The 25,382-nt window shown below is 66.7% G+C and carries 24 protein-coding genes; 11 read left to right on the top strand and 13 right to left on the bottom strand.

Going from position 1 to position 25,382, the window contains the following annotated elements:
- Positions 1-74: 74 nt before the first annotated feature.
- Genes hpaE through E8F11_RS03725 form a run of 3 tightly spaced genes read right to left on the bottom strand, consistent with a single transcriptional unit; the run spans position 75 to position 2,996 of the window.
- Entirely contained in the window at positions 75-1,535 is a 1,461-nt protein-coding gene (gene hpaE, locus E8F11_RS03715; RefSeq protein WP_280287495.1) for a 5-carboxymethyl-2-hydroxymuconate semialdehyde dehydrogenase, read from the bottom strand.
- Positions 1,536-1,540: 5 nt separating this feature from the next.
- A complete protein-coding gene (locus tag E8F11_RS03720; protein WP_280287455.1) occupies positions 1,541-2,326 on the bottom strand; it encodes a fumarylacetoacetate hydrolase family protein in 786 nt (261 codons plus the stop codon).
- A gap of 10 nt (positions 2,327-2,336) precedes the next feature.
- On the bottom strand, positions 2,337-2,996 hold the full coding sequence (locus tag E8F11_RS03725; protein ID WP_280287456.1) for a fumarylacetoacetate hydrolase family protein: 660 nt from the start codon (positions 2,994-2,996) through the stop codon (positions 2,337-2,339).
- 170 nt (positions 2,997-3,166) lie between these two features.
- Between E8F11_RS03725 and hpaA (E8F11_RS03730) the strand changes: the two genes are divergently transcribed.
- A complete protein-coding gene (gene hpaA, locus E8F11_RS03730; protein WP_280287457.1) occupies positions 3,167-4,084 on the top strand; it encodes a 4-hydroxyphenylacetate catabolism regulatory protein HpaA in 918 nt (305 codons plus the stop codon).
- 132 nt (positions 4,085-4,216) lie between these two features.
- Here the strand turns inward: hpaA (E8F11_RS03730) and E8F11_RS03735 are convergent, their stop codons facing one another.
- A complete protein-coding gene (locus E8F11_RS03735; RefSeq protein ID WP_280287458.1) occupies positions 4,217-5,464 on the bottom strand; it encodes an OprD family porin in 1,248 nt (415 codons plus the stop codon).
- A gap of 381 nt (positions 5,465-5,845) precedes the next feature.
- Between E8F11_RS03735 and E8F11_RS03740 the strand changes: the two genes are divergently transcribed.
- Genes E8F11_RS03740 through E8F11_RS03755 form a run of 4 tightly spaced genes read left to right on the top strand, consistent with a single transcriptional unit; the run spans position 5,846 to position 9,976 of the window.
- Positions 5,846-6,868 carry a TRAP transporter substrate-binding protein gene (locus E8F11_RS03740; RefSeq protein WP_280287459.1) on the top strand — a complete coding sequence of 341 codons (1,023 nt, stop codon included), beginning with the start codon at positions 5,846-5,848 and terminating at the stop codon, positions 6,866-6,868.
- Positions 6,869-6,874: 6 nt separating this feature from the next.
- Positions 6,875-7,405, top strand: coding sequence for a TRAP transporter small permease (locus E8F11_RS03745; protein WP_280287460.1), 531 nt, complete (start codon positions 6,875-6,877; stop codon positions 7,403-7,405).
- Positions 7,402-8,724: a TRAP transporter large permease gene (locus E8F11_RS03750; RefSeq protein WP_280287461.1), complete on the top strand. Its 1,323-nt coding sequence runs from the start codon at positions 7,402-7,404 to the stop codon at positions 8,722-8,724. Before E8F11_RS03745 ends, E8F11_RS03750 begins: the two co-directional genes overlap by 4 nt.
- A gap of 55 nt (positions 8,725-8,779) precedes the next feature.
- Positions 8,780-9,976: a Bcr/CflA family multidrug efflux MFS transporter gene (locus tag E8F11_RS03755; RefSeq protein ID WP_280287462.1), complete on the top strand. Its 1,197-nt coding sequence runs from the start codon at positions 8,780-8,782 to the stop codon at positions 9,974-9,976.
- A gap of 247 nt (positions 9,977-10,223) precedes the next feature.
- Here the strand turns inward: E8F11_RS03755 and E8F11_RS03760 are convergent, their stop codons facing one another.
- The 4 genes from E8F11_RS03760 to hpaA (E8F11_RS03775) form a co-directional block, all read right to left on the bottom strand.
- Complete coding sequence (locus E8F11_RS03760; RefSeq protein WP_280287463.1) at positions 10,224-11,471, bottom strand: MFS transporter; 1,248 nt, start codon at positions 11,469-11,471, stop codon at positions 10,224-10,226.
- A 342-nt stretch (positions 11,472-11,813) separates the two neighbouring features.
- Positions 11,814-12,326: a 4-hydroxyphenylacetate 3-monooxygenase, reductase component gene (hpaC, locus tag E8F11_RS03765; protein WP_280287464.1), complete on the bottom strand. Its 513-nt coding sequence runs from the start codon at positions 12,324-12,326 to the stop codon at positions 11,814-11,816.
- Between the two features lie 16 nt (positions 12,327-12,342).
- Positions 12,343-13,914 (bottom strand): 4-hydroxyphenylacetate 3-monooxygenase, oxygenase component, encoded by a 1,572-nt coding sequence (gene hpaB / locus E8F11_RS03770; protein ID WP_280287465.1) that lies wholly within the window; start codon positions 13,912-13,914, stop codon positions 12,343-12,345.
- Between the two features lie 85 nt (positions 13,915-13,999).
- A complete protein-coding gene (hpaA, locus tag E8F11_RS03775) occupies positions 14,000-14,944 on the bottom strand; it encodes a 4-hydroxyphenylacetate catabolism regulatory protein HpaA (RefSeq protein ID WP_280287466.1) in 945 nt (314 codons plus the stop codon).
- A 144-nt stretch (positions 14,945-15,088) separates the two neighbouring features.
- Between hpaA (E8F11_RS03775) and E8F11_RS03780 the strand changes: the two genes are divergently transcribed.
- Both E8F11_RS03780 and E8F11_RS03785 read left to right on the top strand, forming a co-directional pair.
- The gene (locus E8F11_RS03780) at positions 15,089-15,301 is read left to right on the top strand and encodes an AbrB/MazE/SpoVT family DNA-binding domain-containing protein (RefSeq protein ID WP_280287467.1); all 213 of its coding nucleotides are present in this window, start codon (positions 15,089-15,091) and stop codon (positions 15,299-15,301) included.
- Positions 15,301-15,696, top strand: coding sequence for a type II toxin-antitoxin system VapC family toxin (locus E8F11_RS03785; protein ID WP_280287468.1), 396 nt, complete (start codon positions 15,301-15,303; stop codon positions 15,694-15,696). The genes E8F11_RS03780 and E8F11_RS03785 overlap by 1 nt, the downstream gene beginning before the upstream one ends.
- A gap of 108 nt (positions 15,697-15,804) precedes the next feature.
- On the opposite strand, the gene E8F11_RS03790 is transcribed toward E8F11_RS03785, so the two are convergent.
- Both E8F11_RS03790 and E8F11_RS03795 read right to left on the bottom strand, forming a co-directional pair.
- Entirely contained in the window at positions 15,805-16,587 is a 783-nt protein-coding gene (locus E8F11_RS03790) for an SDR family oxidoreductase (protein WP_280287469.1), read from the bottom strand.
- On the bottom strand, positions 16,584-17,402 hold the full coding sequence (locus E8F11_RS03795) for a molybdenum cofactor biosynthesis F family protein (RefSeq protein ID WP_280287470.1): 819 nt from the start codon (positions 17,400-17,402) through the stop codon (positions 16,584-16,586). Before E8F11_RS03795 ends, E8F11_RS03790 begins: the two co-directional genes overlap by 4 nt.
- A 133-nt stretch (positions 17,403-17,535) precedes the next feature.
- Here E8F11_RS03795 and E8F11_RS03800 point away from each other — a divergent pair, with 133 nt between their 5' ends.
- Positions 17,536-18,312, top strand: coding sequence for a glucose 1-dehydrogenase (locus E8F11_RS03800; protein WP_280287471.1), 777 nt, complete (start codon positions 17,536-17,538; stop codon positions 18,310-18,312).
- Between the two features lie 174 nt (positions 18,313-18,486).
- Here the strand turns inward: E8F11_RS03800 and E8F11_RS03805 are convergent, their stop codons facing one another.
- From E8F11_RS03805 to E8F11_RS03815, 3 genes are all read right to left on the bottom strand, one after another.
- Positions 18,487-19,143 carry a LuxR C-terminal-related transcriptional regulator gene (locus tag E8F11_RS03805; protein ID WP_280287472.1) on the bottom strand — a complete coding sequence of 219 codons (657 nt, stop codon included), beginning with the start codon at positions 19,141-19,143 and terminating at the stop codon, positions 18,487-18,489.
- 50 nt (positions 19,144-19,193) lie between these two features.
- Positions 19,194-20,531 (bottom strand): aspartate aminotransferase family protein, encoded by a 1,338-nt coding sequence (locus tag E8F11_RS03810; protein ID WP_280287473.1) that lies wholly within the window; start codon positions 20,529-20,531, stop codon positions 19,194-19,196.
- Between the two features lie 105 nt (positions 20,532-20,636).
- A complete protein-coding gene (locus tag E8F11_RS03815; protein WP_280287474.1) occupies positions 20,637-21,362 on the bottom strand; it encodes a phosphatase PAP2 family protein in 726 nt (241 codons plus the stop codon).
- Between the two features lie 253 nt (positions 21,363-21,615).
- Between E8F11_RS03815 and E8F11_RS03820 the strand changes: the two genes are divergently transcribed.
- The 3 genes from E8F11_RS03820 (at position 21,616) to E8F11_RS03830 (ending at position 25,280) form a co-directional block, all read left to right on the top strand.
- Positions 21,616-23,103: an aldehyde dehydrogenase family protein gene (locus tag E8F11_RS03820; protein ID WP_280287475.1), complete on the top strand. Its 1,488-nt coding sequence runs from the start codon at positions 21,616-21,618 to the stop codon at positions 23,101-23,103.
- Positions 23,104-23,221: 118 nt separating this feature from the next.
- Positions 23,222-24,721 (top strand): APC family permease, encoded by a 1,500-nt coding sequence (locus E8F11_RS03825; protein ID WP_280287476.1) that lies wholly within the window; start codon positions 23,222-23,224, stop codon positions 24,719-24,721.
- Between the two features lie 46 nt (positions 24,722-24,767).
- Positions 24,768-25,280, top strand: coding sequence for a DUF3156 family protein (locus E8F11_RS03830; RefSeq protein WP_280287477.1), 513 nt, complete (start codon positions 24,768-24,770; stop codon positions 25,278-25,280).
- The last annotated feature ends 102 nt before the right edge of the window (positions 25,281-25,382 follow it).

Consider the following 25,382-nt stretch of genomic DNA (forward strand, 5'->3'; position numbering starts at 1 on the left):
GTGGTGTTTGCACGCCAGCGAAAGTGGCCGCTCGCGCAGGGCTTGCCTGCGGAGCGGCTCTATGCGGACGAGCCTTACACGCCCCAACGCGGGATGTGGTGGCTGCCCATGGAAATGCACACGTTCTTGATCTCGGCGAACACCTCGAAGCTGTACTGGCCGCCCTCGCGGCCGGTGCCCGAGCCCTTCACGCCGCCGAACGGCTGGCGCAGGTCGCGCACGTTCTGGCTGTTGATGAACACCATGCCGGCCTCGATGCCGCGGGCCAGGCGGTGGGCCTTGCCGATATCCTGGGTCCAGATGTACGAGGCTAGGCCGTATTCGGTGTCGTTGGCCAGACGCAGCGCTTCGGCTTCGTCCTTGAACTTCATCAGGCAGACCACCGGGCCGAAGATCTCTTCCTGGGCGATGCGCATGCGGTTATCCACATCGGCGAACACCGTCGGCTGAATGAACTGCCCGCGGGACAGGTGCGCCGGGAGGCCCGCCGGGCGTTCCAGGCCGCCGGCCAGCAGGGTGGCGCCTTCCTCGATGCCGATGCGGATGTAGCCGGTGACCTTGTCGTAGTGGGCCTGGGTGATCATCGAGCCGACCTGGGTCTTCGGGTCCTGCGGATCGCCGACGATCAGGCGCTTGGCGCGGGCGGCGAATTCGGCGACGAACTGGTCGTACACCGACTCCTGGATGAAGATCCGGCTGCCGGCGGTGCAGCGCTCGCCGTTCAGGGAGAAGATGGTGAACAGCGCGGCGTCCAGGGCGCGGTCGAGGTCGGCGTCATCGAAGATCAGCACCGGCGACTTGCCGCCCAGTTCCATGGAGTACTTCTTCAGGCCGGCGGTCTGCATGATCTTGCGCCCGGTGGCGGTGCCGCCGGTGAAGGAAATGGCGCGCACGTCCGGGTGGCGCACCAGCGCGTCGCCGGCGCTGGCGCCGTAGCCCTGCACCACGTTCAGCACGCCTTTCGGGATGCCGGCTTCCAGGGCCAGGCGGCCCAGTTCATTGGCGGTCAGCGGCGACAGCTCGCTCATCTTCAGCACCGCGGTGTTGCCCAGGGCGAGGCAGGGCGCGGTCTTCCAGGTGGCGGTCATGAACGGCACGTTCCACGGCGACACCAGACCGCACACGCCCACCGGCTGGTAGAGGGTGTAGTTGAGCATCTGGTCGTCCACCGGGTAGCTGTGGCCGTCCATGCGGGTGCAGACCTCGGCGAAGAACTCGAAGTTGTGCGAGGCACGGGGGATCAGCACGTTTTTGGTCTGGTGGATCGGCAGGCCGGTGTCCAGGGTTTCCAGCTCGGCCAGGTGCGGCACGTTCGCGTCGATCAGCTCACCCAGTTTGCGCATCAGCTTGGCGCGTTCCTTGGCTGGGGTGTTGGCCCACTTGGGGAAGGCTTCCTTGGCGGCGGCCACGGCGGCGGCGATTTCCTCGGCGCCGCCGCTGGCGACTTCACCGATGGCTTCCATGGTGGCCGGGTTGTAGTTGACGAAGGTCTCTTTGCTTTCGACTTCCTGGCCGTTGATCCAGTGCTTGATCATGTTGCTCATGCCTCTTGCTTGCGGGCGAACTCTTTGTTTTCGAAGAACGCGCCTTCGCTGACGATTCGGTTGACCAGGCGGCCGACGCCTTCCACTTCCACCACCACCTCATCGCCCGGCACCACGTCGGCCAGGCCCTCCGGCGTGCCGGTGGCGATCATGTCGCCCGGCTGCAGGGTCATGAAGCTGGAGAAGTATTCGATCAGGTAGGGGATGTCGAAGATCATGTCCGCGGTGGTGCCTTCCTGTTTCAGCTCGCCGTTGACCCAGGTGCGCAGCTTGAGGTTGGAGGGATCGGCCACGTCGGCGGCGTCGACCATCCAGGGGCCCACCGGGGTGGTGGCGTCGCGGTTCTTCACCCGCAGGTTGGGCCGGTAGTAGTTCTCCAGGTAGTCGCGGATGGCGTAGTCGTTGCAGACGGTGTAGCCGGCGAGATAGGCGAGGGCGTCTTCGCGCTTGACGTTGCGCGCCGGCTTGCCGATCACCGCCACCAGCTCGCACTCGTAGTGCATGTAGGCGACGTTGTCCGGGCGCCAGGTGACCTGGTTGTGGCCGGTGTAGGTGCCCGGCGACTTGATGAACGCCAGCGGCTCGGTGGGCGCCTTGAAGGACAGCTCGGCGGCATGGTCGGCGTAGTTCAGGCCGAGGGCGAACATGCTGCCGGTGGCCGGCGGCAGCCACTGGACCTGGTCTTCGGCCAGCAGGCGGCCATCGGCGAGGCGGACGGCGTTGTCCGCGTCCACGGTCACGGCGTGGACCTCGCCCTGGTAACGGATGCGTGCGTGTTTCATCTCGGGCTCCTTATTCCGCGACCACGGTGTTGGCGAGGCGGCCAAGGCCGCTGATTTCCACTTCCACGACATCGCCGGGCTGTACGTCGACGCGGCCTTCCGGGGTGCCGGTGATCAGCACGTCACCTTCGTGCAGGGTCATGAATTCGCTGATTTCCTCGATCAGTTGCGGAATGCCGCGCACCAGGTTGGCGGTGCTGTTCTCCTGGCGCAGTTCGCCGTTGACGAAGAGCTTCAGGGTCAGGGCGTGCGGGTCCCGCACATCGGCGGCGGGGACGAATTCCGGGCCGAGGGGGCAGAAGCCGTCGCGGCACTTGGCTTTCACCGCCGGGCGGTAGTAGCTCTCTTCCGGCAGGCTGAACTCGTTGACGATCACATAGCCGGCCACATGGTCCAGGGCGTCTGCGGCGCGCACGCGGCTGGCGTTCTTGCCGATTACCACGCCGAGGGCCGGGCCCGGTTGCAGGCGCTTGACGCCTTGCGGGTAGACCACCGGCTGGCCGTGGCCGTTGCGGGTGTTCGGGGTCTTGATGAACAGCACCGGCTTGACCGGAGGCTTCTGGTAGGGAGGCTGCTGGAATTCGTCCAGACGGCTCTCCAGCAGGCCCCGGTAGTTCAGCGCAACGCCGAACAGGGTGCCGGTGGCGACGTGGTCGAGTGCGGGGCGCATGGGTCGTCTCCTGTGGATAAAAAAGGCGGGTGGGTCGTGACGGAACGCCACCCGTAAACGAGGATTTCGTTAATGTGTTAACGTTATATTTAACATGTTAATGATCGTCAAGTCTTGCGTCGTCGCCTTTCGTCATCGAAGGTGTGCGAAGGCAGCGGAGAAAGGTCGCCATGCAAGAGCGCCAACCCATCCCCAACATCAACATCGGCCAGGTCTACGACCAGCGCTACGCCGACGCCGAGGTGCACTACGAGGCCCTCGGCAAGCTGGCGGACTTCTTCGGCCGCAACATGCCGGTGCACCGCCACGACCGCTTCTTCCAGGTGCATTACGTGAAGAGCGGGGCGGTGCGGGTCTACCTCGACGAGCAGCAGTACCGGCAGCAGGGACCGCTGTTCTTCCTCACGCCGCCGACCATTCCCCACGCCTTCGTCACCGAGCAGGACGCCGACGGCCATGTGCTCACCGTGCGCCAGCAACTGGTCTGGCCCTTGCTCGAAGCCGAGCAGGGCCTGGCCGACGGACCGCAGATCGCGCCCGTGTGCGTGGCCTTTTCCGAGCTGGGCGAGGAGTACCGCGAAGAGGTGCAGCGCCTGGACCTGCTCTTCGACCAATTACGTAGCGAATTCAGCGCCAATCGCCCGGGGCGGGACGCCAGCCTGTCGGCGCTGACCCGGCTGATCTTCATCAGCCTGCTGCGCCTCTCGGCCCGCTCGCTCAAGGCGCAGCCGGCGCGCCACGAGGACCTGCAGGTGTTCCACCGCTTCAACGCCCTGATCGAGGCGCACTACCGCGAGCACTGGCCCCTCGGCCAGTACGCCAGCCAGATGGGCGTGACCGAGGCGCGGCTGAACGATATCTGCCGGCGCATCGCCGACCTGCCATCCAAGCGCCTGATCCACGACCGGGTGATGCAGGAGGCCAAGCGGTTGCTGCTGTTCACCGGCAGCTCGTCCAACGAGATCTGCTACCTGCTGGGCTTCAAGGACCCGGCCTACTTCAGCCGCTTCTTCGCCCGCAACGCCGGCATGTCGCCGGGCGAGTATCGCCAGCGCAGGGCGGGGGACAAGGAAGAGGCCTGGCGATAAGCGTCATTGGCAGGACGGTGTCCTGCTTGGCGAATGAATTCGCCCCCACAGTAGAAGCGCAGACCTGCACACTTCTGTGGGTTCGAATTCATTCGAAAAAGGCCGCGAAGCGGCCCCTAAGAGTGTCCCCGGTTACCACAGCGCCAGGGTATAGCCGAGGATGATCCGGTTCTCGTCGATATCCTGGGTCAGCCCATCGCCGGAGCGGAAGGTGACGTTGCGCAGGCGGACATTGAAGCCGCGCAAGGGGCCGCTCTGCACCACGTAGGCGAGGTCGCTGTCGCGCTCCCATTCGCGGCCATCGCGCACCGCGCCCTGTTTCACCCCATCGCCGCTGACGTAGCGGGTCATGAAACTCAGCCCCGGAATCCCCAGGCTGGCGAAGTCGTAGTCATAGCGCAGCTGCCAGGAGTCTTCCTCGGCCTTGGTGAAGGTGTTGTAGGTCACCAGGTTGACCACGAAGGGATCGCCCCCGGTAAGGAAGGGGAAGGCGCTGTCACCGGACAGCCGCTGCCAGGCCGCCGAGAAGCGCTGGGCGCCGGCGGTCAGGCTGAGCATGCCGTTGAAGTTGCGGTTGTCGACGCGTCCGGCCTTGGCCGCGCCGCTGTCGCTACTGTCGAAGTAGCGCAGGTCGCTCTTCAGGCTCAGGCCTTCGCCCAGGGGCAAGGTGTGTACGAGGCCGGCGAAGTGCTGGCGGTAGATGTCCTGCAGCTCCGAGCTGTAGGCGGTCAGCGCGAGGTTGGGCGTCAGTGCATAGGTGCCGCCGGCGAAGTCGAAGTGGTCGCTGGTCTGCCCGGCGAAGCCGATGTCGTCGCGGCTGGAGGAGTCGCGCAAGTTGGTTTCGGTGAGGCGGCCGGCATTCAGGGTCAGGCCGTCGATCTCCTGGCTGGTGAGCATGCCGCCGCTGAAGGTCGAGGGCAGCAGACGGGTGTCGTTGTACATGGCCACTGGCAGGGTGGGCAGCAGGGTGCCAACCCGCAGGGTGCTTTTCGACGCGCGCAGCTTGGCGGTCAGTCCCAGTTCGCTGTAGTCGTCCACCGGCTCTTTCGAGGTGGGGCCGAAGGGCAGCAGGCCGGTGCCGCGTCGGTCGCGGCTGGAATCCAGTTTCACGCCCAGCTCGCCCAGGGCGTCCAGGCCGACGCCGATGCTGCCTTCGGTGAAGCCGGACTCGAAGCGGGCGATGAAGCCCTGGCTCCACTCGGCGGCCTTCGATTGCGGTGCCCCTTCCTGGCGGAAGTCGCGGTTGATGTAGACGTTACGCAGCTCGAGGCTGGCCTTGCTGTCCGCGACCAGATCGGCCTCGGCGTTGCCGCTGCAGGCCAGGGCCAGCAGGGCGAATGATGGAAGTGCGAGCGAGTGCTGCCCTAGGGTCCTGATCATTGTTCTTTTCTCCAGGAGGCCGAATTGGGTGAGGCTCGACCGGTCTTGCCGATCCTGAGCGGGGCAGATTACTAGCACTTGATTAATATCTTAACAATGTGTTTTTTGTGTATGCCTGCCAGAGCGCCGAGCGCATGGCATGGCTGTTTTTGCGCGATAAAGTTTTTAAATAATTGTTTTTAAAGAATTTATTTTTATTTGTTGGGTTCTCGCAATAGCCGTTAGGCGGCAAGTGGAATTGTCTCTGGTTGACATGCTTGTTTTAAAAGTTAATGTGTTAACGAGATCTTGAGGCTGTTAACGAGATCCTGGACCGCCGATGCTCCCGCGCGGGGTTGGCTGTCACACCCGCAAATACAAGAACAACGAGGCTCACCCCCCATGAAGATGTCCAAGCTCGCCGTCCTCTTCGCTGCCGCCTGCACCTCAGGCGCGGCCCTCGCGGAAACCACCTACACCCTGAAGGTCGCGCATTTCCTGCCTGCCAACTCCAACGCCCAGCGCAACATCATCGAGCCCTGGTGCCAGCGGCTCAGTGACGAGTCCGCCGGCCGCCTGAAATGCCAGCTCTATCCCTCGATGCAACTGGGTGGAACCCCGGCCAAGCTGGCCGACATGGCGCGCAACGGCGTCGCCGATATCGTCTGGACCGCGCCGGCCTACTCGGCGGGCAAGTTCCCGCGCATCGAGGCCATGGAGCTGCCCTTCATGCTGCCGGCGGGGGCGAAGGCCAGTAACCCGATCATCTGGCAGTACTACGAGCAGTACGCCAAGGACGACTTCAAGGGCTACAAGGTGCTGTCGATCCACGGCGATGGCGGCATGGACATCCATACCCGCGGCAAGGCCGTGGCCAGCCTCGACGACCTGAAGAACCTCAAGCTGCGCGCCTCCAGCCGCACCGCGGCGAAGCTGGTGGAAGCCCTGGGCGCCACTCCGGTGAGCATGCCCCCGGCGCAGATGACCGAGTCCATCTCCAAGGGGGTGGTGGATGGTGCGCTGGCCTCCTGGGAAGTGGTGCCGCCGACCAAACTGGATGAAGTCACCGATCACCATTCGAGCATCCCCGCCGGCGAACCGGCCTTCTCCTACACCGTGCTCGCCATGCTGATGAACGCTCGCAAGTTCGATAGCCTGCCGGATGACCTGCGCGCCATCATCGAGCGCAACAGCGGCCCGGTCCTGAATGAGCGCTTCGCCACCGCCTGGGACAAGGCCCTGGACGCAGCCCGCACGGGCACCCCGGTCGAGCAGATGGTGGCGATCGATGCACCGGCCTACGCCGGCATGCGCCAGGCCGCCGCGCCGGTGGCCGATGCCTGGGCGGCTGACGCGAGCGACAAGGGACTGGATGGCAAGGCCTTGCTGGAAGGCGCCCGCAACCTCTCCGCACAGGCCCGGTGATCCACGATGAACGAGTCCCTTTCCTTCGACGCCGCGCCCGAGGTAGGGCGCGGCACGGCGGGTCGCCTGCTGTACCGCGTCACCCAGGGCTTCGCCCTCGGTGGTGGGCTGATCCTGCTGGTGCTGGTGGGCATGTCCCTGATCTCGGTGATCGGCCGCAAGCTGTTCGCCACGCCGGTGCACGGCGATATCGAGCTGATGGAAATCGGCGCCGCCATGGCCATCGCCGCCTTCCTGCCGCTCTGTGAGCTGCGTGGCCAGCACATCAAGGTGGATGCCTTCACCCTGAAACTGCCGGTGCGGGCCCAGGCCTGGCTGGACGCCTGCGCCCATTTCCTCTGCCTGGTGGCCGCGCTGGTGCTGGCTTGGCGCACCAGCCTGCAGGTGCTGGAGAGCCGTGAGTACGGCGAGGTCTCGACGCTGCTCTCGGTGCCCCTGTGGATACCCTTGCTGCTGATCGTGCCGAGCTTGCTGTTGCTGGCCGTGACTGCCGGTGCCCGAACCTTCCATTGCCTTGCGCGGGAGCAACGCCCATGAGCGGACTCAGTCTCGGCCTGCTGGCGCTGGCCGCCACCTTTACCCTGCTGGTGCTGCGCGTGCACATCGGCCTGACCATGATGGTGGGCGGCGCCCTGTGCTTCCTGGCGGTGAACCAGGGCGACCTGTCGGCGCTGCTCTTCAGCCTGAACAACCTGGCCTGGTCGCGCCTGTCCAACTACGACCTGGCGGTGATCCCGCTGTTCGTGCTGATGGGCCAGTTCGCCACCCACGGCGGCCTGTCCAAGGCCATCTTCCGCTGCGCGGCGGCGTTCGTGGGGCACCTGCGCGGAGGCCTGGGCATGTCGGCCATCGGCGCCTGCGCTGGCTTCGGTGCCATCTGCGGCTCGTCGCTGGCCACCTCGGCGACCATGAGCCAGGTGGCGCTGCCGGAGCTGCGCCGGCACAACTACTCCGGCCGCCTGGCCACCGCCACCGTCGCGGCGGGCGGCACCCTGGGCATCCTCATCCCGCCCTCGGTGCCGTTGATCATCTATGCGGTGCTGACCCAGGAATCCATCGCCAAGCTGTTCGTCGCCGCCGTGGTGCCGGGCCTGCTGGCGGCGCTGGGCTACATCCTGGTCGTGCGCCTGATGGTGTCCCGCGAGCCCGAAGGCCATCACCGCAGCGAACCGGCCAGCGCGACCGAGCGGATCAAGGCGCTGCTGCAGGTGCTGCCGGTGCTCGGGGTGTTCCTGGTGGTGATCGTCGGCATCTACGGCGGCTGGACCAACCCCACCGAGGCCGCTTCCATCGGCGCGGCCGCCTGCGGTCTGCTGGCGCTCATCCAGGGCGGCCTGCGCTGGGAGGGCCTGCAGCGCTGCCTGCTGGGCACCGCCGAAACCAGCGGGATGATCTTTCTCGTGCTGCTTGGTGCCGACCTGCTCAACGCGGGCCTCGCCCTGACCCAGATGCCCACCGAGCTGGCCGAGTGGGTCAAACAGAGTGGCCTCGCGCCAATCCTGGTGCTCAGCGCCATCCTCCTGCTCTACCTGTTGCTGGGCTGCGTGATGGACTCGCTGGCGATGATCCTGCTGACCATCCCGATCTTCTACCCGGTGATCATGGGGCTGGAATTCTTCGGCATGAGCGAAGTGGATAAGTCCATCTGGTTCGGCATCCTCGCCTTGATGGTGGTGGAGATCGGCCTGATCCACCCGCCCCTGGGGATGAACCTGTTCATCGTCAACAAGGTGGCTCGCGACGTGCCCTACCTGGAAACCGCCAAGGGCGTGCTGCCGTTCCTCGCCTCCGACCTGCTGCGCATTGTCCTGCTGGTGGCCTTCCCCGGTATCTGCCTGTGGCTGCTCAGCCTGTGACCCGATGCGGGCCGTGCGGCGGCCCGCCTTCTCACCGCCGTCGCGGAGACTCCCGATGAACCAGCCCCTCCCGGCCGGCCGTGGATTGATCGTCCTGCTGGCCGCGTTAGTGGCCTTCGCGCCCCTGTCCATCGACATGTACCTGCCGAGCCTGCCCACCCTGGCGCGCGACCTCGCCGCCAGTGAGGCGCAAGTGCAGCACAGCATCAGTGTGTTCCTGGTGGGGCTGTGCCTCGGCATGCTCTTCTACGGGCCACTGTCGGACCGCTTCGGCCGGCGCCCGCTGCTGCTCGGCGGAATCGCCCTCTATGTCGCCGCCAGCCTCGGCTGCTCCCTGGCCACCAGCGCCGACCAGCTCCTGCTCTGGCGCGGCCTGCAGGCCCTCGGCGGCGCGGCGGCCTCGGTGCTGGCGCGGGCCATGGTGCGCGACCTGTTCCCCCTGCAGCAGTCGGCGCGGGTGCTGTCGCTGATGCACCTGGTGACCATGCTCGCCACCCTGGTGGCGCCGCTGCTGGGCAGCTGGCTGATGCAGCTGGCCGGTTGGCGCGCGATTTTCGTGGGCCTGCTGGGTTTCGCCACCCTGTGTGGCCTGGCGGTCTGGCTGCGGGTGCCGGAAACCCACCGGGGCGAAGCGCGCGGGCATTCCCTGGGCAGCGCCTTCGCCGCCTACCTTGCGATCCTCCGCAACCCGCGTGCGGTGGGGTTGATGCTGTGCATGGAGCTGTCCTTCGCCGGCATGTTCGCCTACATCACCGGCTCGCCCTTCGTCTTCATCGAGCACTTCGGCTTCAGCCCGAACCAGTACGCGCTGCTGTTCAGTTCCAATATCGCCGGGGTGATAGTCGCCACCTCCCTCAATGCCCGCCTGGTGGGGCGCCTGGGGCCGGAGACCCTGCTGCGCCGGGGTTCGGCCGTTTCTGCCCTGGCCGGGCTGTGGCTGCTTGTCGCCGCCAGCCAGCCGGCCCCAGGTTGGATGGGGATCGCCGTCGGCCTGCTGCTGTACGTCAGCGTCACCGGCATGCTCGGCGCCAACGCCATCGCCAGCCTGATGGCGCTGTTCCCTCAGCGTGCCGGCGCCGCTGCGGCGCTGGCGGTGGCCGGACAGTTCGGCCTCGGCGCCCTGGCCAGCGCCCTGGTGGGGGCCATGCATGACGGCTCGCCACTGCCCATGTGCCTGATCGTCGCGCTCTGCGGTGCGGGCTCCTTCGCCGCCCTTCGCCTGGCTCTGTGCGCCGAGCCTGCGGTGGCCTGAGTTCGGCGTTGAGCCTTGGCTCCCAGCGGTGGAAATCGTTTCGCGATTTCCACCGCTGGGCGACTCCTTGCTGTCCACCATGGTGGTTTGCGGCGGGGAGCCACGCTTTAGCATGTTGGTAGGGTGCGCTGTGCGCACCAGGACCTCGGCACGGGATTCCGGTGCGCGCAGCGCACCCTACGAGTGGCTTCTCGCGTCGGGTGGACAGCGCTTTTCTGTCCACCATTGGAATCATCAGCCCAGTTGCTCAGCCATCCTCCTTCGGTGCCGCCGCGATCTCCCGGCCCAGCCAGCGCTGGCGCGGCAGTAGCCAGGCGCAATAGCCGAGCAGCAGCGCGCCGGCGCTGGCCATGGCCCAGGGCGCGCCGACCTGTTCGGCGAGCACGCCCACCAGCAGGCCGCCGATGGCGTCGAAGCCGAAGCGCGTCGAGGTATAGAGCGCCACCACCCGGCCACGCAGGTGTTCCGGCGCCAGGCTCTGCAGGAGGATGTTGGTGCCCACGTTGCAATTGGTGATGGCGAAACCGAGCACCGCCATAGCCAGCAGCGAGAGGGCGAGCTGTTCGCTGGCGGCGAAGGCCAGCAACCCGGCGCCACCGGCCAGGGCGCAGGCCATGATGCTGGTCACCAGCCCCGGCAGGGCATGGCGATTGGCGAGGAACGCGGTGCCCAGCAGCGAGCCCAGGCCGGCGGCGCCCCAGAGCCAGCCGAGGGTGCGCGCGTCGCCGGCGAAGATGTCCTTGGCGAACACCGGCAGCAGCACTGCATAGCTGGAGGCGGTGAGGTTGACCACCAGCACGCTGGTCATCATCAGGCGGATCGGTGGGCGGCCGGCGATGTAGCGCAGGCCTTCGCGGAACACATCGCCGGTGGAGCCCTGGGCGCGTGGCGTGGGGGCCATGCGGATCACCAGCAGCCCGGCGGCCAGGCCCAGGTAGGAGAGGGCGTTGAGGGCGAAGCAGGTCGCCTCGCTGGTGAAGCCCAGCAGCAGGCCGGCCAGCGGCGGGCCGATGAAGCGCGAACTGTTGAACAGCATGGCGTTCAGCGCCAGGGCGTTGGGCAGGTCCTCCTTTCCGCTGACGAACTGGCTGAGCAGGGACTGGCGCAGGGGCGTGTCGAAGGCGTTGAGCACGCCGAGCAGGGTGGCCATGGCGACGATCAGTGTCGGGCCGATCAGCCCGCTCGCCGTCAGCCCCGCCAGGGCCACGGCCTGCAGGCCGAGCAGGCCCTGCACGCCGATCAGCAGGCGGCGCTTGTCATGCCGGTCGATCCACGCGCCGGCTAGCGGGCCCACCAGCAGTTGTGGCAGCAACGAGGCGAAGGTGGTGATGCCGAGCAGCGCCGCCGAGCCGGTGAGGCGGTAGACCAGCCAGGCCAGCGCCACCTGCTGCAGCCAACTGCCCAGGGTGGAGACGGCCTGGCCGGCGAAGTACAGGCGGAAGTTGCGGTGGCGCAGGGCGCGGATGGCGGCGGGCCAGGGACGGGGTTCGGACATCGGGGCGACTACGGGCTGGGCGGGAGGAGAAGGTTAATATCTTAACGTCACGTGCCTTCCTGTGGGTTCGAATTCATTCGAAAAAGGGTCGCGAAGTGGCCCCCAGGGGAGTTTCCATAGGCGGGACTTCGTCCCGCTTCGCGAATGAATTCGCCCCCACAAGGTGTGGCCTCGGGCCTGGTTTTTCTGTGGGTTCGAATTCATTCGAAAAGGGCCTCGAAGCGGCCCTGTAGGAGCGAATTCATTCGCGAAAGGACGGCGAGGCCGTCCTAGGGAGATAGGGCAGCTCGTTGACCTGCATCGCGATTGAAATCGCTCCCACAGAGTGTGCCCCCACAGGCCTCAGGCCGCGACGCTCGGCCGTTGCAGGTGGTGGAAGGCGCGGCTGAAGTAGACCAGGCCGTCGCCCCGGTCGCGCACCCGGATATCGTCCAGTTCCACCAGCAGCACCGAGTGGGTGCCCACTTCCCGCACTTCCGCCACGCGGCCCTGGAGATTGGCCAGGGCGCCGGCCAGGCGCGGTTGGGCGTCCGGTTCCAGTTGCCAGTCGTGGAGGCCGAAGCGCTGCTCCATCTCCACCCGGGTCATGCCGGCGAAGTGCTTGGCCACGTCCTCGTGCTCGCTGGCCAGCACGTTTACGCAGAGCCGGCCGTTGGCCTTGAACACCGGGTTCAGCGCGCTGCTGCGGTTGATGCAGAGCATCAGCGTCGGCGGCGTGTCGGTGACCGAGCAGACCGCCGTGGCGGTGATGCCGCAGCGCCCGGCGGGGCCGTCGCTGGTGACTACGCTGACGGCGGCACAGAGGTGCGCCATGGCTTCGCGGAAGGCCTGCTGGCGGGGATCGAGTCGGTTCATGGCGAGGTCCTCCGGGTCACTGGCGGATGCGGTCGAGGGCGTTGATGTCGTCGGGGTTGGTCAGGTGCGGTACCGTCCAGCCCTGTTCGTCGTAGTCGGCCATGCAGCGGTCCACCAGGCCCTGCATGCCGGCCAGGGCACCGGAGGCGCGGGCGTAGGCGAGGGTCTGCAGGCGGATGTCGTCCTGATTGCCGGCATAGTTGATCTCATAGAGTTCGTGGCGGCCGCCGAACTCGCTGCCGATGGCGTCCCAGAGCAGTTTGAGCACCTTCACTCGCGCATGGTGGTCCATGCCGCCGGAACCCCGGCAGTAGGTGGCCAGGTAACGGTCCAGCTCCGGATTGGCGAAGTCGCGCACGCCGCTGGGCAGGTAGATCAGGCCGCTGGCCACGGTCTGCTCGATGATCTTCTTGATCGCCGGGTAGGCGGTGGGCGCCATCACCCGGTAGACCTGCTGGGCCTGGTTGCTCGGCAGCAGCGCCGGCGTGCTCCAGCCACTCTGTAGCTCCGGCGCGCCGCACATGGCGTCGGTCAGCGACCAGAACAGGTTGCGCCAGGCGATGACCTCGCCGACCTGCGCCGAGACGCCACGGAATTCCAGGGAGCCGGTGCATTCCAGCGCCTTGGTCAACAGGCCGGCGATGAAGTCCAGCTTCACCGCCAGGCGGGTGCAGCCTTGCATCGGGTAGAGGCGGCCGAAGCCCCCGGCGCTGGCGAAGCGGCGGCAGCGGTCGTAGTCGCGGTAGACCAGCACGTTCTCCCAGGGCACGAAGACGTCGTCGAGGATGAGGATGGCGTCGTTCTCGTCGAAGCGGCTGGACAGCGGGTAGTCGAAGGGCGAGCCGGTGAGGCCGGCCTGCAGCTCGTAGGACGGCCGGCAGATCAGCTTGAGACCCGGGCTGTTCATGGCGGCGATGAACATCAGGGCGAAGTCCGGGTCGTCGCCCATCACCTGGGCGGAGCCGAAGCCGATGAAGTTGTAGTGGGTCAGGGCCGAGTTGGTGGCCACCACCTTGGCGCCCTTCACGATGATGCCGCCTTCAACCTCACGCACCACGCGGATGAACACGTCCTTCACCTCGTCGCTGGGTTTGTCGCGGTCGATGGGCGGGTTGACGATGGCGTGGTTCAGGTACAGGCAGGACTCCTGGATGCGCTTGTACCAGGCCCGCGCGTTGCCGGCGAAGTCGCCGTAGAACTCCGGGTTGGCGCCGAGCACGGCGCCGAAGGCGGCCTTGTAGTCCGGCGTGCGGCCCATCCAGCCGTAGGACAGGCGTGCCCAGTCGGCGATGGCGTCGCGCTGCTCGCGCAGCTCATCCGCGGTTTTCGCGATGCGGAAGAACTTGTGGGTGTAGCCGCTGTTGCCGGTATCGGTAGGCCAGCACAGCTTGTCCTTCGTCTCCGGGTCGTGCAGGGCGTCGTAGAGGCGGGCGATGGAAGCGGCGGAATTGCGGAAGGCGGGGTGGGTGGTGACGTCCTTCACCCGGTCGCCGTAGATGTAGATCTCGCGATCGTCGCGCAGGCTGGCCAGGTATTCCTCGCCGGTAAAGGGACGGTCGCCGGCCGCGCGCAGGTCTTCGGGGTTCATGCGTTATCTCCGCTACTTGTAGTTATGGAATGCCGGATCGGCTGCGGAGAATCATGGCGTCCAGGCCTTCCGGGCTGAATGAAGCTTAGGTCGTAAAACTTGTATTTTTCGCAAGGCCGTCTTCCAGGCCGCGAGCCCGATAATCACGGGGGTTCAGGCCCACCTGCTGGGTGAAGAAGCGCGAGAAATAGCCCGGGTCCTTGAAGCCCAGGGCGAAGCAGATCTCGTTGATCGACAGGCCGCTGTGCAGCAGCAGGCGCCGGGCTTCCTGGGTCTGCCGCTCGAACACCAGGCGCTTGGCGGACATGTCGGCCAGGCGCCGGCAGACCAGGTTGAGACGCGCGGTCGTCAGTCCCAACTTCTCGGCATAGCGGGGCAGGGGCCAGTGCTCGTGGAAGTGCTGCTCTACCAGCTGGTTGAAGCGATGGAACAGCAGCAGGTCCGGGCGGTGCACCGGCCAGTCGGGCTGGGCGCTGTCGGAGAAGCGCAGCAGGGTCACCAGGATCAGGCGCACCAGGGCATGCAGGTTGAGCTCGCGGCCCGGACGGTCGGTGGCGAACTCCCGTTGCAGCAAGTGGAACAGGCTATCCAGCTGTCGCGCGTCGTCCGCCAGTTCGCCGTCGCGATTGCCCAGGTCGACGCACAGCGGACGTTCCAGGCGCGGGTCCAGCCCGGCGGCGTTCTGCCCGCCGCCGAACAGCTGCCAGACCAGTTGCTGGCGCACCGTGATCACATGGCCTTCGCACTCGGCGTCGGTGACGAAGGCATGGGGAATCCCCGGCGGGGTGAAGAACAGCATGGGGCCCTGCAGGCGGTAGGGCGTGTCGTCCAGGTAGACGTGCACCTGGCCGCGGACCATGTAGTGCACCTGGAAGAAGCGGTCGTGCCGATGCACCGCGACGCTGCGGCCGAATACGGCGGACAGGTGGCCGTGGGCGTCGTAGTGCAGGTCGGCGTCGGCGTAGCGCTGGTCGTAGTCGCGGCCGAGGTCGAGGATGGGGATGGCGGCCAGTTGGCTTGGGGTGTTCACGGTGATGTGCCGACGCTTGGGAGTGGATCAGGATGCCTGTTGGGGGAGCGCTTGGGCAATTCGTGATCAGGGAGTACCGCAGGTGAAAGCCTGGGGGATATAGTGACTCTTACGTTTTTCCAGTCGATGCGAAAGAGGTATGACATGCCCGCTACCGCCACCCTTTCCAGCAAGTTCCAGATATCCATCCCCAAGGCCGTGCGCGAAGAGCTGCACTGGGAAGCCGGGCAGGAGTTCGTCTTCATTCCCAAGGGCAAGGGGGTGCTGGTGATGCCGGTGCCTGAACTCGACGAGCTCATGGGGATTGCCAAGGGCGCCCGCGCGGAGGAGTACCGCGACAGGGAGGATCGCTTCTGATGGCGGAAGCGTTGAGGGTGGTGGATACCTCCGCCTGGATCGAGTGGCTGCTGGGTAGTGATCTGGGGCGGCGATTGCGCCAGGAGTTTCCCGAGCGGGACAAGTGCATCGTGCCGACCATGGTGCAGTTGGAACTTGCCAAATGGCTGGTGCGCGAAGTGGGCGAAGACGAGGCCGACCGTGTGATCGCCTACACGGAAAAATGCCAGGTGGCGGCACTGGATACCCGTATTGCGCTGTTGGCTGCGGACCTGCACCGCCAGCACCGCCTGGCGACGGCCGACGCGGTGGTTTATGCGACCGCGCGGCAGTCAGGGGCGGAACTGCTGACCTGCGATGCGCATTTCAAAGGGCTCCCCGGGGTGGTGTACTTCAGCAAGAGCCCGAAAGGATAGGGCCGCCGCCAGACCCTTGCCTTTTGGGGGAAAGGCTGAGGGCCTGCCTGTGTCGTGACCTTCGGGGCCGTGTTGCGGCCCTTTTCGAATGAATTCGAACCCACAGGATCACACTCGCCCGAACGCCAATGTCGGCACGTCGACGATGCTCGAACCGCCATCGGCCACCAGGGTAGCGCCGGTGATGATCGAGGCCTCGTCCGAGAGCAGGAAGCGGCAGGCACTGGCGATCTCCTCGGCGGTGGCTGGCCGGCGCAATGGCACCTCGGCCGTGACTCGGGCATAGGCTGCGTCCAGGCTTTCGCCGTAATGCGCCATCAGCGGCTGCATTTCCGCGTCGGCCATGGGCGTGCGCACCCAGCCGGGGCAGACGGCGTTCACCCGTACCCCCTGCGGGCCATAGTCCCGCGCGAGGGAGCGGGTCAGGCCGAGCAGGGCGTGCTTGGCGGTGGTGTAGCCGCAGACGCCGGCACCCGCCGCCAGGGAGGCGATGGAGGCCATCAGCACAATGGCGCCGCGACGTTCGACCAGTGCCGGCAGGCAAGCCCTGGCGCTGTGGAAGGCGCTGTCGAGGTTGCTGTGCAGGGCGGCCTGCCAGGCATCGTCGGAGGTTTCCGTAGCGCTGCCCAGGCCATGGCCGCCGGCATTGGCGACCAGGCCGTCGATGCCGCCGAAGCGGTCGAGGATCTGCCCGATGAAGCCCTGCCAGCCGGCGCTACTGGCGGCATCCCCGGTCAGTACGAGGCCGCCGGTTTCCGCGGCGACCTGTTCCAGCGGTTCGCGGCGGCGGCCGATGAGCACCAGGTTGGCGCCGTCGGCGGCCAGGCGCCGGGCGCAGGCCGCGCCTATGCCGGTGCCGGCGCCGGTGACGACTATGGTGCGGCCCTTCACAACGGGTACTCCGTGCGGTTGAGCACGCTGCAGTGGGAGCTCACCGGGAAGTTCGACAACTGGCCGAAGTCGCCGCCGGCATAGCCGCAGATCTTGCCGTCGCTGCGGTGGTTCCTCAGGTCGATCAGCACCACACCGAGGGTAGGGATGATCTTCTCGCGCCAGACGAACAGGTACAGCTCCTCGGCGATCTTGTACGTGTGGCAGCGATCAGTGTCCGCGAGCCCCTGCTCGACGCCCTTGAGGCATTGCCAGCTGTAGAAGTTCTCGTTGAGGTAGATGTGCTCGTAGACCTCGCTGGGGCTGTAGCGGTAGAGGTTGCGCAGGCCCACCAGCTCACGGGTCGGGGCATGGGGGCAGCAGTCTTCCTGGTAGGGGTGGTCGAGGCTGCCGTGCAGGAACTCGGCTTTCACGCAGGTCAGCTCGCGGCCGGAGAGGGCCTTGCTGAACAGGTCGCCACGGCACTCCGCCTCGCTGGGCATCTGCCCGATCACGGCGGTGAAGGCGGCATGGGCGATATCCAGCACCAGGCTGACGGAGACGCTGCGGCCGTCCTCTTCCTTGAGGAAGTCCACCAGGTACAGGCCTTCGCGCACCGAGGTCGCGCGGTAGGTCGCCTCGCCGCTGGCACTGCCATCGAGCAGGGTCCAGTCCAACTGTTCGGCGCCGAAGCGATGCTCGATTTGCCAGCCGTTGGCGAAGTGCAGGGTGAAGGTCCTGCCGGCGAGGTCCGCCAGGTTCGGCAGGATGAAGGCTTCGGGTGCAAAGCCGTCGGCCAGGGCGCCGACGGTGATCCATTCGGGTTGGGTGGTCATGGGGCATCTCCGTTTGGGTGGTGGTGTGGGAGATGTTCGCCTCCACGTCTCGCCGCCGGTATCAACCGGAAGGTTGAGGAGCCTGCCTGGACTACGCTGGTCTGACCGTCCCCCTTTCAGCGAGGTGCGCGCCATGCACGCAGCAAGACCACGGTTGCTCGACAAGGTCGCCATTATCAGTGGTGGCGCTGGCGGTTGCGGCGAGGCCGCCAGCCGCCTGTTCGCCGCTGAGGGGGCCAAGGTGGTGATAGTCGACCGCAATGGCGATGCCGCCCGGGAGCTGGCCAGGCAGATCAAGGCCGCCGGCGGTGAGGCGATAGGTGTGGGCGCCGATGTCTCCCGTGCCGATGAGGTGAAGGCCGCGGTGGCGGCGGGGGAGGCCGCGTTCGGTGGCGCGGATGTGCTGTTCAATCACGCCGGCACCCTGATCGTGAAGCCTTTCCTCGATGTCGAGGAGGACGAGTGGGACTGGCTGATGGCGGTCAACGTCAAGAGCATGTATCTGATGACCCGCGCCGTGCTGCCGCAGATGCTGGCCAAGGGCAAGGGCAGCATCGTCTGCACCTCGTCCATCTCGGCCGAGTACGCCACGCCAGGCGAGGTGGTCTACAACGCCACCAAGGGCGCCTGCCAGATGTTCGCCCGGGCCATCGCGGTGGAGTTCCGCGACCGCGGCATCCGCTGCAACGCCGTGGCGCCGGGCTTCATCCGCACGGCCCACGGCATTCGCGAGATGAAGGAGCTGCAGGCCATGGGCGTGGAGGCCAGCGAAGCGGCCATTTCCCTGCAGCAGGGGCGCCTCTGCGAGCCGGAGGAGGTGGCGCGGGCAGCGCTGTTCCTGGCGTCGGACGAGGCGTCCTTCGTCAGCGGGGCGCACCTCTTTGTGGATAACTGCTTCTCCTCCGTCTGAGGCGCCAAAGCGATGGGTATCGCTCCGCTTGCGGAGCGCCGCCCGGCTCATCCTACGTGCCCGCTGCGCAGGTTGTTCCCCTGAGGCACGGATCGTTTCCGTAGGATGGGTGGAGCGGAGCGATACCCATCATTCAGCGTGACGGGCTGATGGGTATCGCAGGCTCCACCCATCCTACGGGAAGAGCTTTCTCACCAACTCGGTCCGGCTGCGCGCGCCGGTCTTGCGGAACAGGTGGATGAGGTGGGTCTTCACCGTCGCCAGGCCCAGGTCCAGTTGGCGGGCGAGGTCCTTGTTGCACAAACCTTCGCGCAAGAGCAGGGCGATTTCCTGTTCCCGTGGGGTGAAGGCGGCGAGGGCTCCGCTCTCCGGCGGCGCCTCCGGCAACTGGCGCACGGCCAGGTCCAGCAGGCCGCGCAGGCCGTCGAGGCGCTGCAGTTCTTCGGCGTCGAAAGGCGAGAGGTTGCCGGTGCGCAGCAGGGAGATGCCCACTACCGGCCGCTGGCGATCATGGGCGATCACTTCCACTACATCGCGGATGCCGTGGCGGGCGAGGAAGCCCTGGTAGATGCGCTGCGAATCCCCCGCCTGGCGCGCCATGGCTTCCCGCAGGGGCACCACGGCACGTCGTTCGTCGCGGCAGAGGGCCGGCTGCAGCGGATCGAAGTCGCGGTAGTGGTCGAGGTAGTCGCGGTGGGTGCGGGCGTCCATGCGCAGCAACTGGAAGTCCCGGGCACGCAGCTGCGCGTCGACCCGGTAGAAGGCGAAGCAGGAGGCCGGGACCACCTGGCCGAAGGCCTGCAGGCAGTGCAGGCCGAAGTCGTCGTGCATGGCGCTGCTCCCGAACGAAGGAGCGCGGCCTTGGCCGCGCTCCAGGTGGGTCACAGATGGGCTTCCTGGAAGCCGATGGCGAGCGCATTGACGATGGTGTCGATCTGTTCCTGCTCGATCACCAGGGGCGGCGAGAGGATGATCTTGGTGCCCACCGGGCGCACCATCACGCCATTGGCGCGGGCGATCTCGGCGACGCGGTTGGCGTAGCCGCCCATGGGATCGATGGGCTCGCGGGTGGTCTTGTCGGCGACCAGGTCCAGGGCCACCATCAGGCCCTTGCCGCGCACTTCGCCCACTGCGGCGAAGCGCTCGGGGAAGGACGCCAGGCTCTTCAGCAGGTAATCACCCTGCCTGGCGGCATTGGCCGGCAGGTTTTCCTTCTGCACGATGTCCAGGTTGGCCAGGGCAGCGGCGCAGGCCACTGGGTGCCCCGAGTAGGTGTAGCCGTGCATGATGGCGCCGGTGAAGTTGCCGTTGCCGGCGAAGGCCTGCTCGATGCGTTCGTTGACCACCGTGGCGCCCAACGGGATGTAGCCCGAGGAAATGCCCTTGGCCAGGCACATGATGTCCGGCTTCACGCCCCACAGGCGGCTGCCGAACATGGAGCCGGAACGGCCGAAGCCGGTGACGATCTCGTCGGCGATCAGCAGCACGCCGTACTTGTCGCAGACCTTGCGGATCAGCGGCCAGTAGTTCTCCGGCGGAACGATCACGCCGCCCGCGCCCTGGATCGGCTCGGCGATGAAGGCGGCCACGGTGTCCGGGCTCTGGAACTGGATCTCGCGCTCGAGGATGTCGGCGCAGATCTGCCCCAGCTCTTCCGGGTCCTGGCTGTAGGGGTTGCGGTACAGCCAGGGCGTGTCGACGTGGAAGCAACCCGGCAGCAGCGGCTCGTAGTTGCGGCGGAATACTGTGTTGCCGTTCACCGAGGCCCCGCCGAAGTGGGTGCCGTGGTAGCCCTGGCGCAGGGAAATGAACTTGGTGCGGTCGGCCTGGCCCTGCAGCTTCCAGTACTGGCGAGCCAGCTTCAGCGCGGTTTCCACGGCGTCCGAGCCGCCGGAGCTGAAGGCTACGCGGCGCATGCCTTCCGGCTCCAGCATGTCGATCACCAGGCGCGAGAGTTCCTCTGCTCGCGGGTGGCTGACGCCGTCGAACAGCTGGAAGTATTCCAGTTCGTCCAGCTGGGCGCTGATGGCCGCCTTGATCTCCGGACGGCCGTGGCCGACGTTGACGTTCCACAGGCCGGCCACGCCATCCACAAGGCGATTGCCCTTGTCGTCGAAGACGAAGCAGCCCTCTCCACGGAGGATGCGGATGGGTTCGCGCTGCTTCATTTCGTTGGGGTGCAGCATGGGGTGCCAGAAGGCGGTGTCTTTGGTGCTCACAATGAATTCTCCTTTCGTGCAGCGGTGCGGCTGTGTGGGCCATTTGTGCCGCAATCGGCCGGAGACGTCTTGTCTGTCCCTGCCAGTGGGGTTGCCTCACCCTGCCTAATCCTCGGTTGGTTCCACTGCCGCGCGTATCTCCTGCCGCACCAGTGCGAAGTCGGCGGCGGCCTGCGGGTCCGACAGCAGGTTGGCCACCAGCGCCGCGGCGGCGATTTGCCCGCCCCGCAGGTCGCTGGGGTAGTGCACCCCGGCGATCACCCGGCTGCCTGCGTGCTCCTGTGCGCGGTCGAACAACTCGGCGCGTTTCTCCGGCACCGCCATGCCCAGCAGCGTGGCGTTGAGGTAAGCGTTCATGCTGTGGCCGCTGGGGTAGGAGTCGCCTTCCGGCGGCGGCAGCACGGGCTTGATCCGCGCATCCGCCTCGTAGGGGCGGGGACGGTCGAAATGCTGCTTGGCCGGCATCAGCACCTGCACCAGGTCCTCCTGGGTGCGGCGGAAGAACGCGCGGGTCAGCGGCAATCGCTCCACCGCGAAACCCTTGCCGAGCAGGTCGGCGGCAAAGGGGAAGACGCCGTCCTCCCACTGGTCGTCGGCCCGCACCTTGTTCACCTGTGCGGTATTGCGCGCGGCCTGGGCGTCGAGCACGGCCTGGAGGTCGGCTTGGGCGATGGGCGAGTCGGCGGCGGGAGGCGGCGGCAGATAGTCGGCCAGTTGCAGGCGCGTCGCCGCTAGGTAGGGCGGGTAGAGGGCGGCCGGGTCGGCTTGCGCGAACGGCGCGCCGAGGAGCAGGGCGAGGCCGAACAGCAGCGGGCGTGAGGTCTTGAGCATGGCAACGGTCCTTATTCTTGTGGGGGACGCGAGGCGGTGGTTCCAGACTGCCTCGGCCCTCTTGTCCGCCATAGTGGGAAATGACGCTTGTCTTTCCCTGCCCAGGCGGTTGTCTCTGTCTGCCGGTGCACTGGCAGACAATGGCAAATCCCCCGGCAGGCAGGGTCAAGAACGCCGGCCGGGTTTGTCGCAGAGTGCTCTCGACCTTCCGCAAATCCCGGCTGACACGGCCGAGCGCAACAGAGGATTCGAGATGACCCTTGCCCTGGAACCCCAAGTCGCCGCCTTCGTGCGGGCTCGCCACGGCCTGCTGATCGACGGGGAATCGCGCCCGGCCCTGTCCGGTGCCGAGATGCCCGTATTCAACCCCGCCACCGGCGAAGAGCTGGCCCGCGTCGCTGTCGCCGGCGCCAAGGATGTGGACCTGGCGGTCGCCGCCGCCCGCCGCGCCTTCGAGGGCAGCTGGGCGCAACAGCGCCCGGCGGACCGCGAGCGTCTGCTGCTCAGGCTCGCCGATCTGCTGGAAGCCCACGGCGAAGAGCTGGCGCAACTGGAGACCCTGAACAACGGCAAGTCGATCAACCTGTCGCGGGCCATCGAGGTGGGCGCGGGCGTCGAGTACGTGCGCTACATGGCCGGCTGGGCGACCAAGATCGAGGGCAGGAGCCTGGATGTCTCCATCGGCGCCATTCCCGGCGGCAAGTTTCGCGCCTACACGGTGCCGGAGCCGGTGGGCGTGGTGGGCGCCATCGTGCCCTGGAACTTTCCGCTGATGATGGCGCTGTGGAAAGTCGTCCCGGCCCTGGCCTGCGGCTGCACCGTGGTGCTCAAGCCGGCGGACGAAACCCCGCTCACCGCCCTGCGTCTGGGCCAACTGTGCCTGGAGGCGGGGATTCCCGCGGGGGTGGTGAACATAGTCACTGGTGTCGGCGCCGAGGCTGGCGCGGCGCTGGCGGCGCATCCGGGCATCGACAAGCTGGCCTTCACCGGCTCGACTCCGGTGGGCAAGCTGATCGGCCATGCCGCTGTGGAAAACATGACCCGCTTCACCCTGGAGCTGGGCGGCAAGTCGCCGGTGATCGTGCTTGACGACACCGCCCTGGACAACGCCGCCGCTGGCGCCGCCGGGGCCATCTTCTTCAACAACGGCCAGGTCTGCACCGCCGGTTCGCGCCTCTATGTGCAGCGCAAGTCCTTCGACCAGGTGCTGGAACGCCTGCACGGCATTGCCAATGGACTCAGCATCGGCCCGGGCATGGACCCGAGCGCGCAGATCAACCCGCTGATTTCCGCGAAGCAGCAACGCCGCGTGCTGGGCATGGTCGACGGCGCTCGAGCACAGGGCGCCAGCGTCATCTGCGGCGGGGAGGCTTTCGGCGAGCAGGGCTTCTTCGTCAAGCCGACGGTGATCGCCAATGTGCGGCCGGACATGCAGGTGGTGCGCGAGGAAATCTTCGGACCGGTGCTGGTGGCCACTGCTTTCGACGAGATCGACGAGGTGGTGAAGCTGGCCAACGACAGCCCCTATGGCCTGGCCGCCAGCATCTGGTCCAACGACCTGAAGCAGGTGATGGGCCTGATCCCGCGTTTGAAGGCCGGCACCGTCTGGGTCAACGCCCACAACCTGCTCGACCCGTCCATGCCTTTCGGCGGCTTCAAGCAGTCCGGCATCGGCCGCGAGATGGGCCACGCCGCCATCGAAGCCTTCACCGAGAACAAGTCGGTGTGCATCGCGTACTGAGCCGCACCGCAGGAGGCAGCCGCCTCCGATGACCTTTCGCCGGGCCCGCGTGGGGGCCCGGCCTTTCACATGCCTTGAACCCTAACAACGACAACATCCGTCTTCGAGGTCCAGCACCATGTCCATCAACGCAAGACTCGCAGCACACCTGGAGCGCGGCACGGTCGGGTTCCCCACCGCGCTCGCCAGTACCGTCGGCCTGATCATGGCCAGCCCGGTGATCCTCACCGCCACCATGGGCTTCGGCATCGGCGGCAGCGCTTTCGCCGTGGCCATGCTGATTGCTGCCGTAATGATGCTGGCGCAATCCACCACCTTCGCCGAGGCGGCATCGATCCTGCCAACCACCGGCTCGGTGTACGACTACATCTCTTGCGGCATGGGCCGTTTCTTCGCCATCACCGGAACCATCTCGGCCTACCTCATCGTCCACGTTTTCGCCGGCACCGCCGAAACCATCCTCTCCGGGGTCATGGCGCTGGTGAACTTCGAGCACCTCAACACCCTGGCCGAGTCGGCTGGCGGCGCCTGGTTGCTGGGGGTTGGCTTCGTGGTCGCCTTCGGTATCCTCAACGCCTTCGGCATCACCGTGTTCAGCAAGGCCGAGGTGATTCTCACCTTCGGCATGTGGACCACGCTGATGATCTTCGGCCTCGCCGGTCTGCTCTCTGCCCCCCATGTGGAGCTGGATGGCTGGTTCGGGGTGTCCCTGATCGGCACTGACCTGACCACCATCCTGTCCCTGGTGGGCATGGCCATGTTCATGTTCGTCGGCTGCGAGTTCGTCACGCCGCTGGCCCCCGAAGTGCGCCGTTCCGCCTGGACCCTGCCACGGGCCATGGCCCTGGGGCTGCTGGGCGTGGCGTCCTGCATGTTCATCTACGGCGCGGCGATGAAGCGTCAGGTGGAGAACGCGCTGCTCGACGAAGCCACTGGCGTGCACTTGCTGGATACGCCCATGGCGATCCCGCAGTTCGCCCAGCAGGTGATGGGGGATATCGGCCCGATCTGGCTGGGCATCGGCTTCCTGTTCGCCGGCGCCGCTACCATCAACACGCTGATGGCCGGCCTGCCGCGCATCATGTACGGCATGGCGGTGGACGGTGCGCTTCCCAAGGTATTCACCTACCTGCACCCGCGCTTCAAGACGCCGCTGGTGTGCATCGCCGTGGCCATGCTGATTCCCTGCGTGCACGCCTGGTGGCTGGGCGGTAATACCGACAAGATCTTCAACCTGGTGCTGGCCGCGGTCTGCGCCTGGAGCACGGCCTACCTGCTGGTGACCGTCTCGGTGGTGATGCTGCGCATCCGTCGCCCCGACCTGCCGCGCGCCTATCGCTCGCCCTGGTTCCCGCTGCCGCAGATCGTCTCCAGCATCGGCATCCTCATTGGCCTCTGGTACATCACACCGCCGGGCATGAACCCGAGCGACATCTACATCCCCTTTGGCGTGATGCTCGGCCTCACCGCCGCCTACGCGCTGTTCTGGACGCTGGTGGTACAGAAGGTCAATCCGTTCACCCCGGTGCCGGTGGAGGAGGTACTGGAGAAGGAGTTTCGCAGCGAGCCCGGCATCCAATCCGATGAGCATTTCGGCCATGTTTCCAAGCCTGTCTGAGTATTGGCGGCGGCCGCCCTCCGGCTACCGGCCGGGGGCCACGCTCATGCAGGTGCAGCGCGACCTTTCGCCCTTGCGCGCCGAGCCGCTGGACGCGGCAACGGCGCGCTTCACCAGCGCCGATGGGGAACTGGACTTCGAGGTGCGGGAAGTCGTCCAGGCGCAGTTCCTCATGCACCTGGTGGTGACCGAATTCGTCCTCCGGGTGCCGGCCGCCACGTCCGGTAGCGCCAGGATCAAGGTGAACCACCACGGGGCGATTCGCCGCCAGGGCCTCGCCTGCAAGGTCCGCGCGGGGGATGCCCAGGAGCTGGACGGGCTGCTCGCCCGCCTGCAGGGCGATGCCGGGCTGCTCGCAGCGCTGATGCCGCTGGACTTCAAGCGCCTGTGGATCGAGTGGGAGGGGCGGCACTGGGTCGTCCGCCTCGAACACATGGGGGCGAGCGAGGTGGTCAGCCGCATGCCGAGCTTTCGCCGCTACATCCGCCTCGCACCCGTACAGCGCCAGCACCTGCTGCAGGCCTTCCGCGCCTTGCAGGGCATTCTCGGCAGCCACTGAGGGGGAGCTTCCACCCCCTTTTCGTTTGCTCAGGCACACACCTGGCTTAGGTGACAACAATCTAAGCCGTGCCGGGCAGGTTCCTTGTCGGGCAAATAGATA

Source organism: Pseudomonas sp. BN417, assembly GCF_029871205.1.
Classification (GTDB): domain Bacteria; phylum Pseudomonadota; class Gammaproteobacteria; order Pseudomonadales; family Pseudomonadaceae; genus Metapseudomonas.

Excerpts from the sequence above, each read along its gene's own strand:
- hpaE (WP_280287495.1), bottom strand. The coding sequence starts at position 1,535 with ATGATCAAGCACTGGATCAACGGCCAGGAAGTCGAAAGCAAAGAGACC.
- E8F11_RS03720 (WP_280287455.1), bottom strand. The coding sequence starts at position 2,326 with ATGAAACACGCACGCATCCGTTACCAGGGCGAGGTCCACGCCGTGACC.
- E8F11_RS03725 (WP_280287456.1), bottom strand. The coding sequence starts at position 2,996 with ATGCGCCCCGCACTCGACCACGTCGCCACCGGCACCCTGTTCGGCGTT.
- hpaA (WP_280287457.1), top strand. The coding sequence starts at position 3,167 with ATGCAAGAGCGCCAACCCATCCCCAACATCAACATCGGCCAGGTCTAC.
- E8F11_RS03735 (WP_280287458.1), bottom strand. The coding sequence starts at position 5,464 with ATGATCAGGACCCTAGGGCAGCACTCGCTCGCACTTCCATCATTCGCC.
- E8F11_RS03740 (WP_280287459.1), top strand. The coding sequence starts at position 5,846 with ATGAAGATGTCCAAGCTCGCCGTCCTCTTCGCTGCCGCCTGCACCTCA.
- E8F11_RS03745 (WP_280287460.1), top strand. The coding sequence starts at position 6,875 with ATGAACGAGTCCCTTTCCTTCGACGCCGCGCCCGAGGTAGGGCGCGGC.
- E8F11_RS03750 (WP_280287461.1), top strand. The coding sequence starts at position 7,402 with ATGAGCGGACTCAGTCTCGGCCTGCTGGCGCTGGCCGCCACCTTTACC.
- E8F11_RS03755 (WP_280287462.1), top strand. The coding sequence starts at position 8,780 with ATGAACCAGCCCCTCCCGGCCGGCCGTGGATTGATCGTCCTGCTGGCC.
- E8F11_RS03760 (WP_280287463.1), bottom strand. The coding sequence starts at position 11,471 with ATGTCCGAACCCCGTCCCTGGCCCGCCGCCATCCGCGCCCTGCGCCAC.
- hpaC (WP_280287464.1), bottom strand. The coding sequence starts at position 12,326 with ATGAACCGACTCGATCCCCGCCAGCAGGCCTTCCGCGAAGCCATGGCG.
- hpaB (WP_280287465.1), bottom strand. The coding sequence starts at position 13,914 with ATGAACCCCGAAGACCTGCGCGCGGCCGGCGACCGTCCCTTTACCGGC.
- E8F11_RS03780 (WP_280287467.1), top strand. The coding sequence starts at position 15,089 with ATGCCCGCTACCGCCACCCTTTCCAGCAAGTTCCAGATATCCATCCCC.
- E8F11_RS03785 (WP_280287468.1), top strand. The coding sequence starts at position 15,301 with ATGGCGGAAGCGTTGAGGGTGGTGGATACCTCCGCCTGGATCGAGTGG.
- E8F11_RS03795 (WP_280287470.1), bottom strand. The coding sequence starts at position 17,402 with ATGACCACCCAACCCGAATGGATCACCGTCGGCGCCCTGGCCGACGGC.
- E8F11_RS03800 (WP_280287471.1), top strand. The coding sequence starts at position 17,536 with ATGCACGCAGCAAGACCACGGTTGCTCGACAAGGTCGCCATTATCAGT.
- E8F11_RS03805 (WP_280287472.1), bottom strand. The coding sequence starts at position 19,143 with ATGCACGACGACTTCGGCCTGCACTGCCTGCAGGCCTTCGGCCAGGTG.
- E8F11_RS03815 (WP_280287474.1), bottom strand. The coding sequence starts at position 21,362 with ATGCTCAAGACCTCACGCCCGCTGCTGTTCGGCCTCGCCCTGCTCCTC.
- E8F11_RS03820 (WP_280287475.1), top strand. The coding sequence starts at position 21,616 with ATGACCCTTGCCCTGGAACCCCAAGTCGCCGCCTTCGTGCGGGCTCGC.
- E8F11_RS03825 (WP_280287476.1), top strand. The coding sequence starts at position 23,222 with ATGTCCATCAACGCAAGACTCGCAGCACACCTGGAGCGCGGCACGGTC.
- E8F11_RS03830 (WP_280287477.1), top strand. The coding sequence starts at position 24,768 with ATGCAGGTGCAGCGCGACCTTTCGCCCTTGCGCGCCGAGCCGCTGGAC.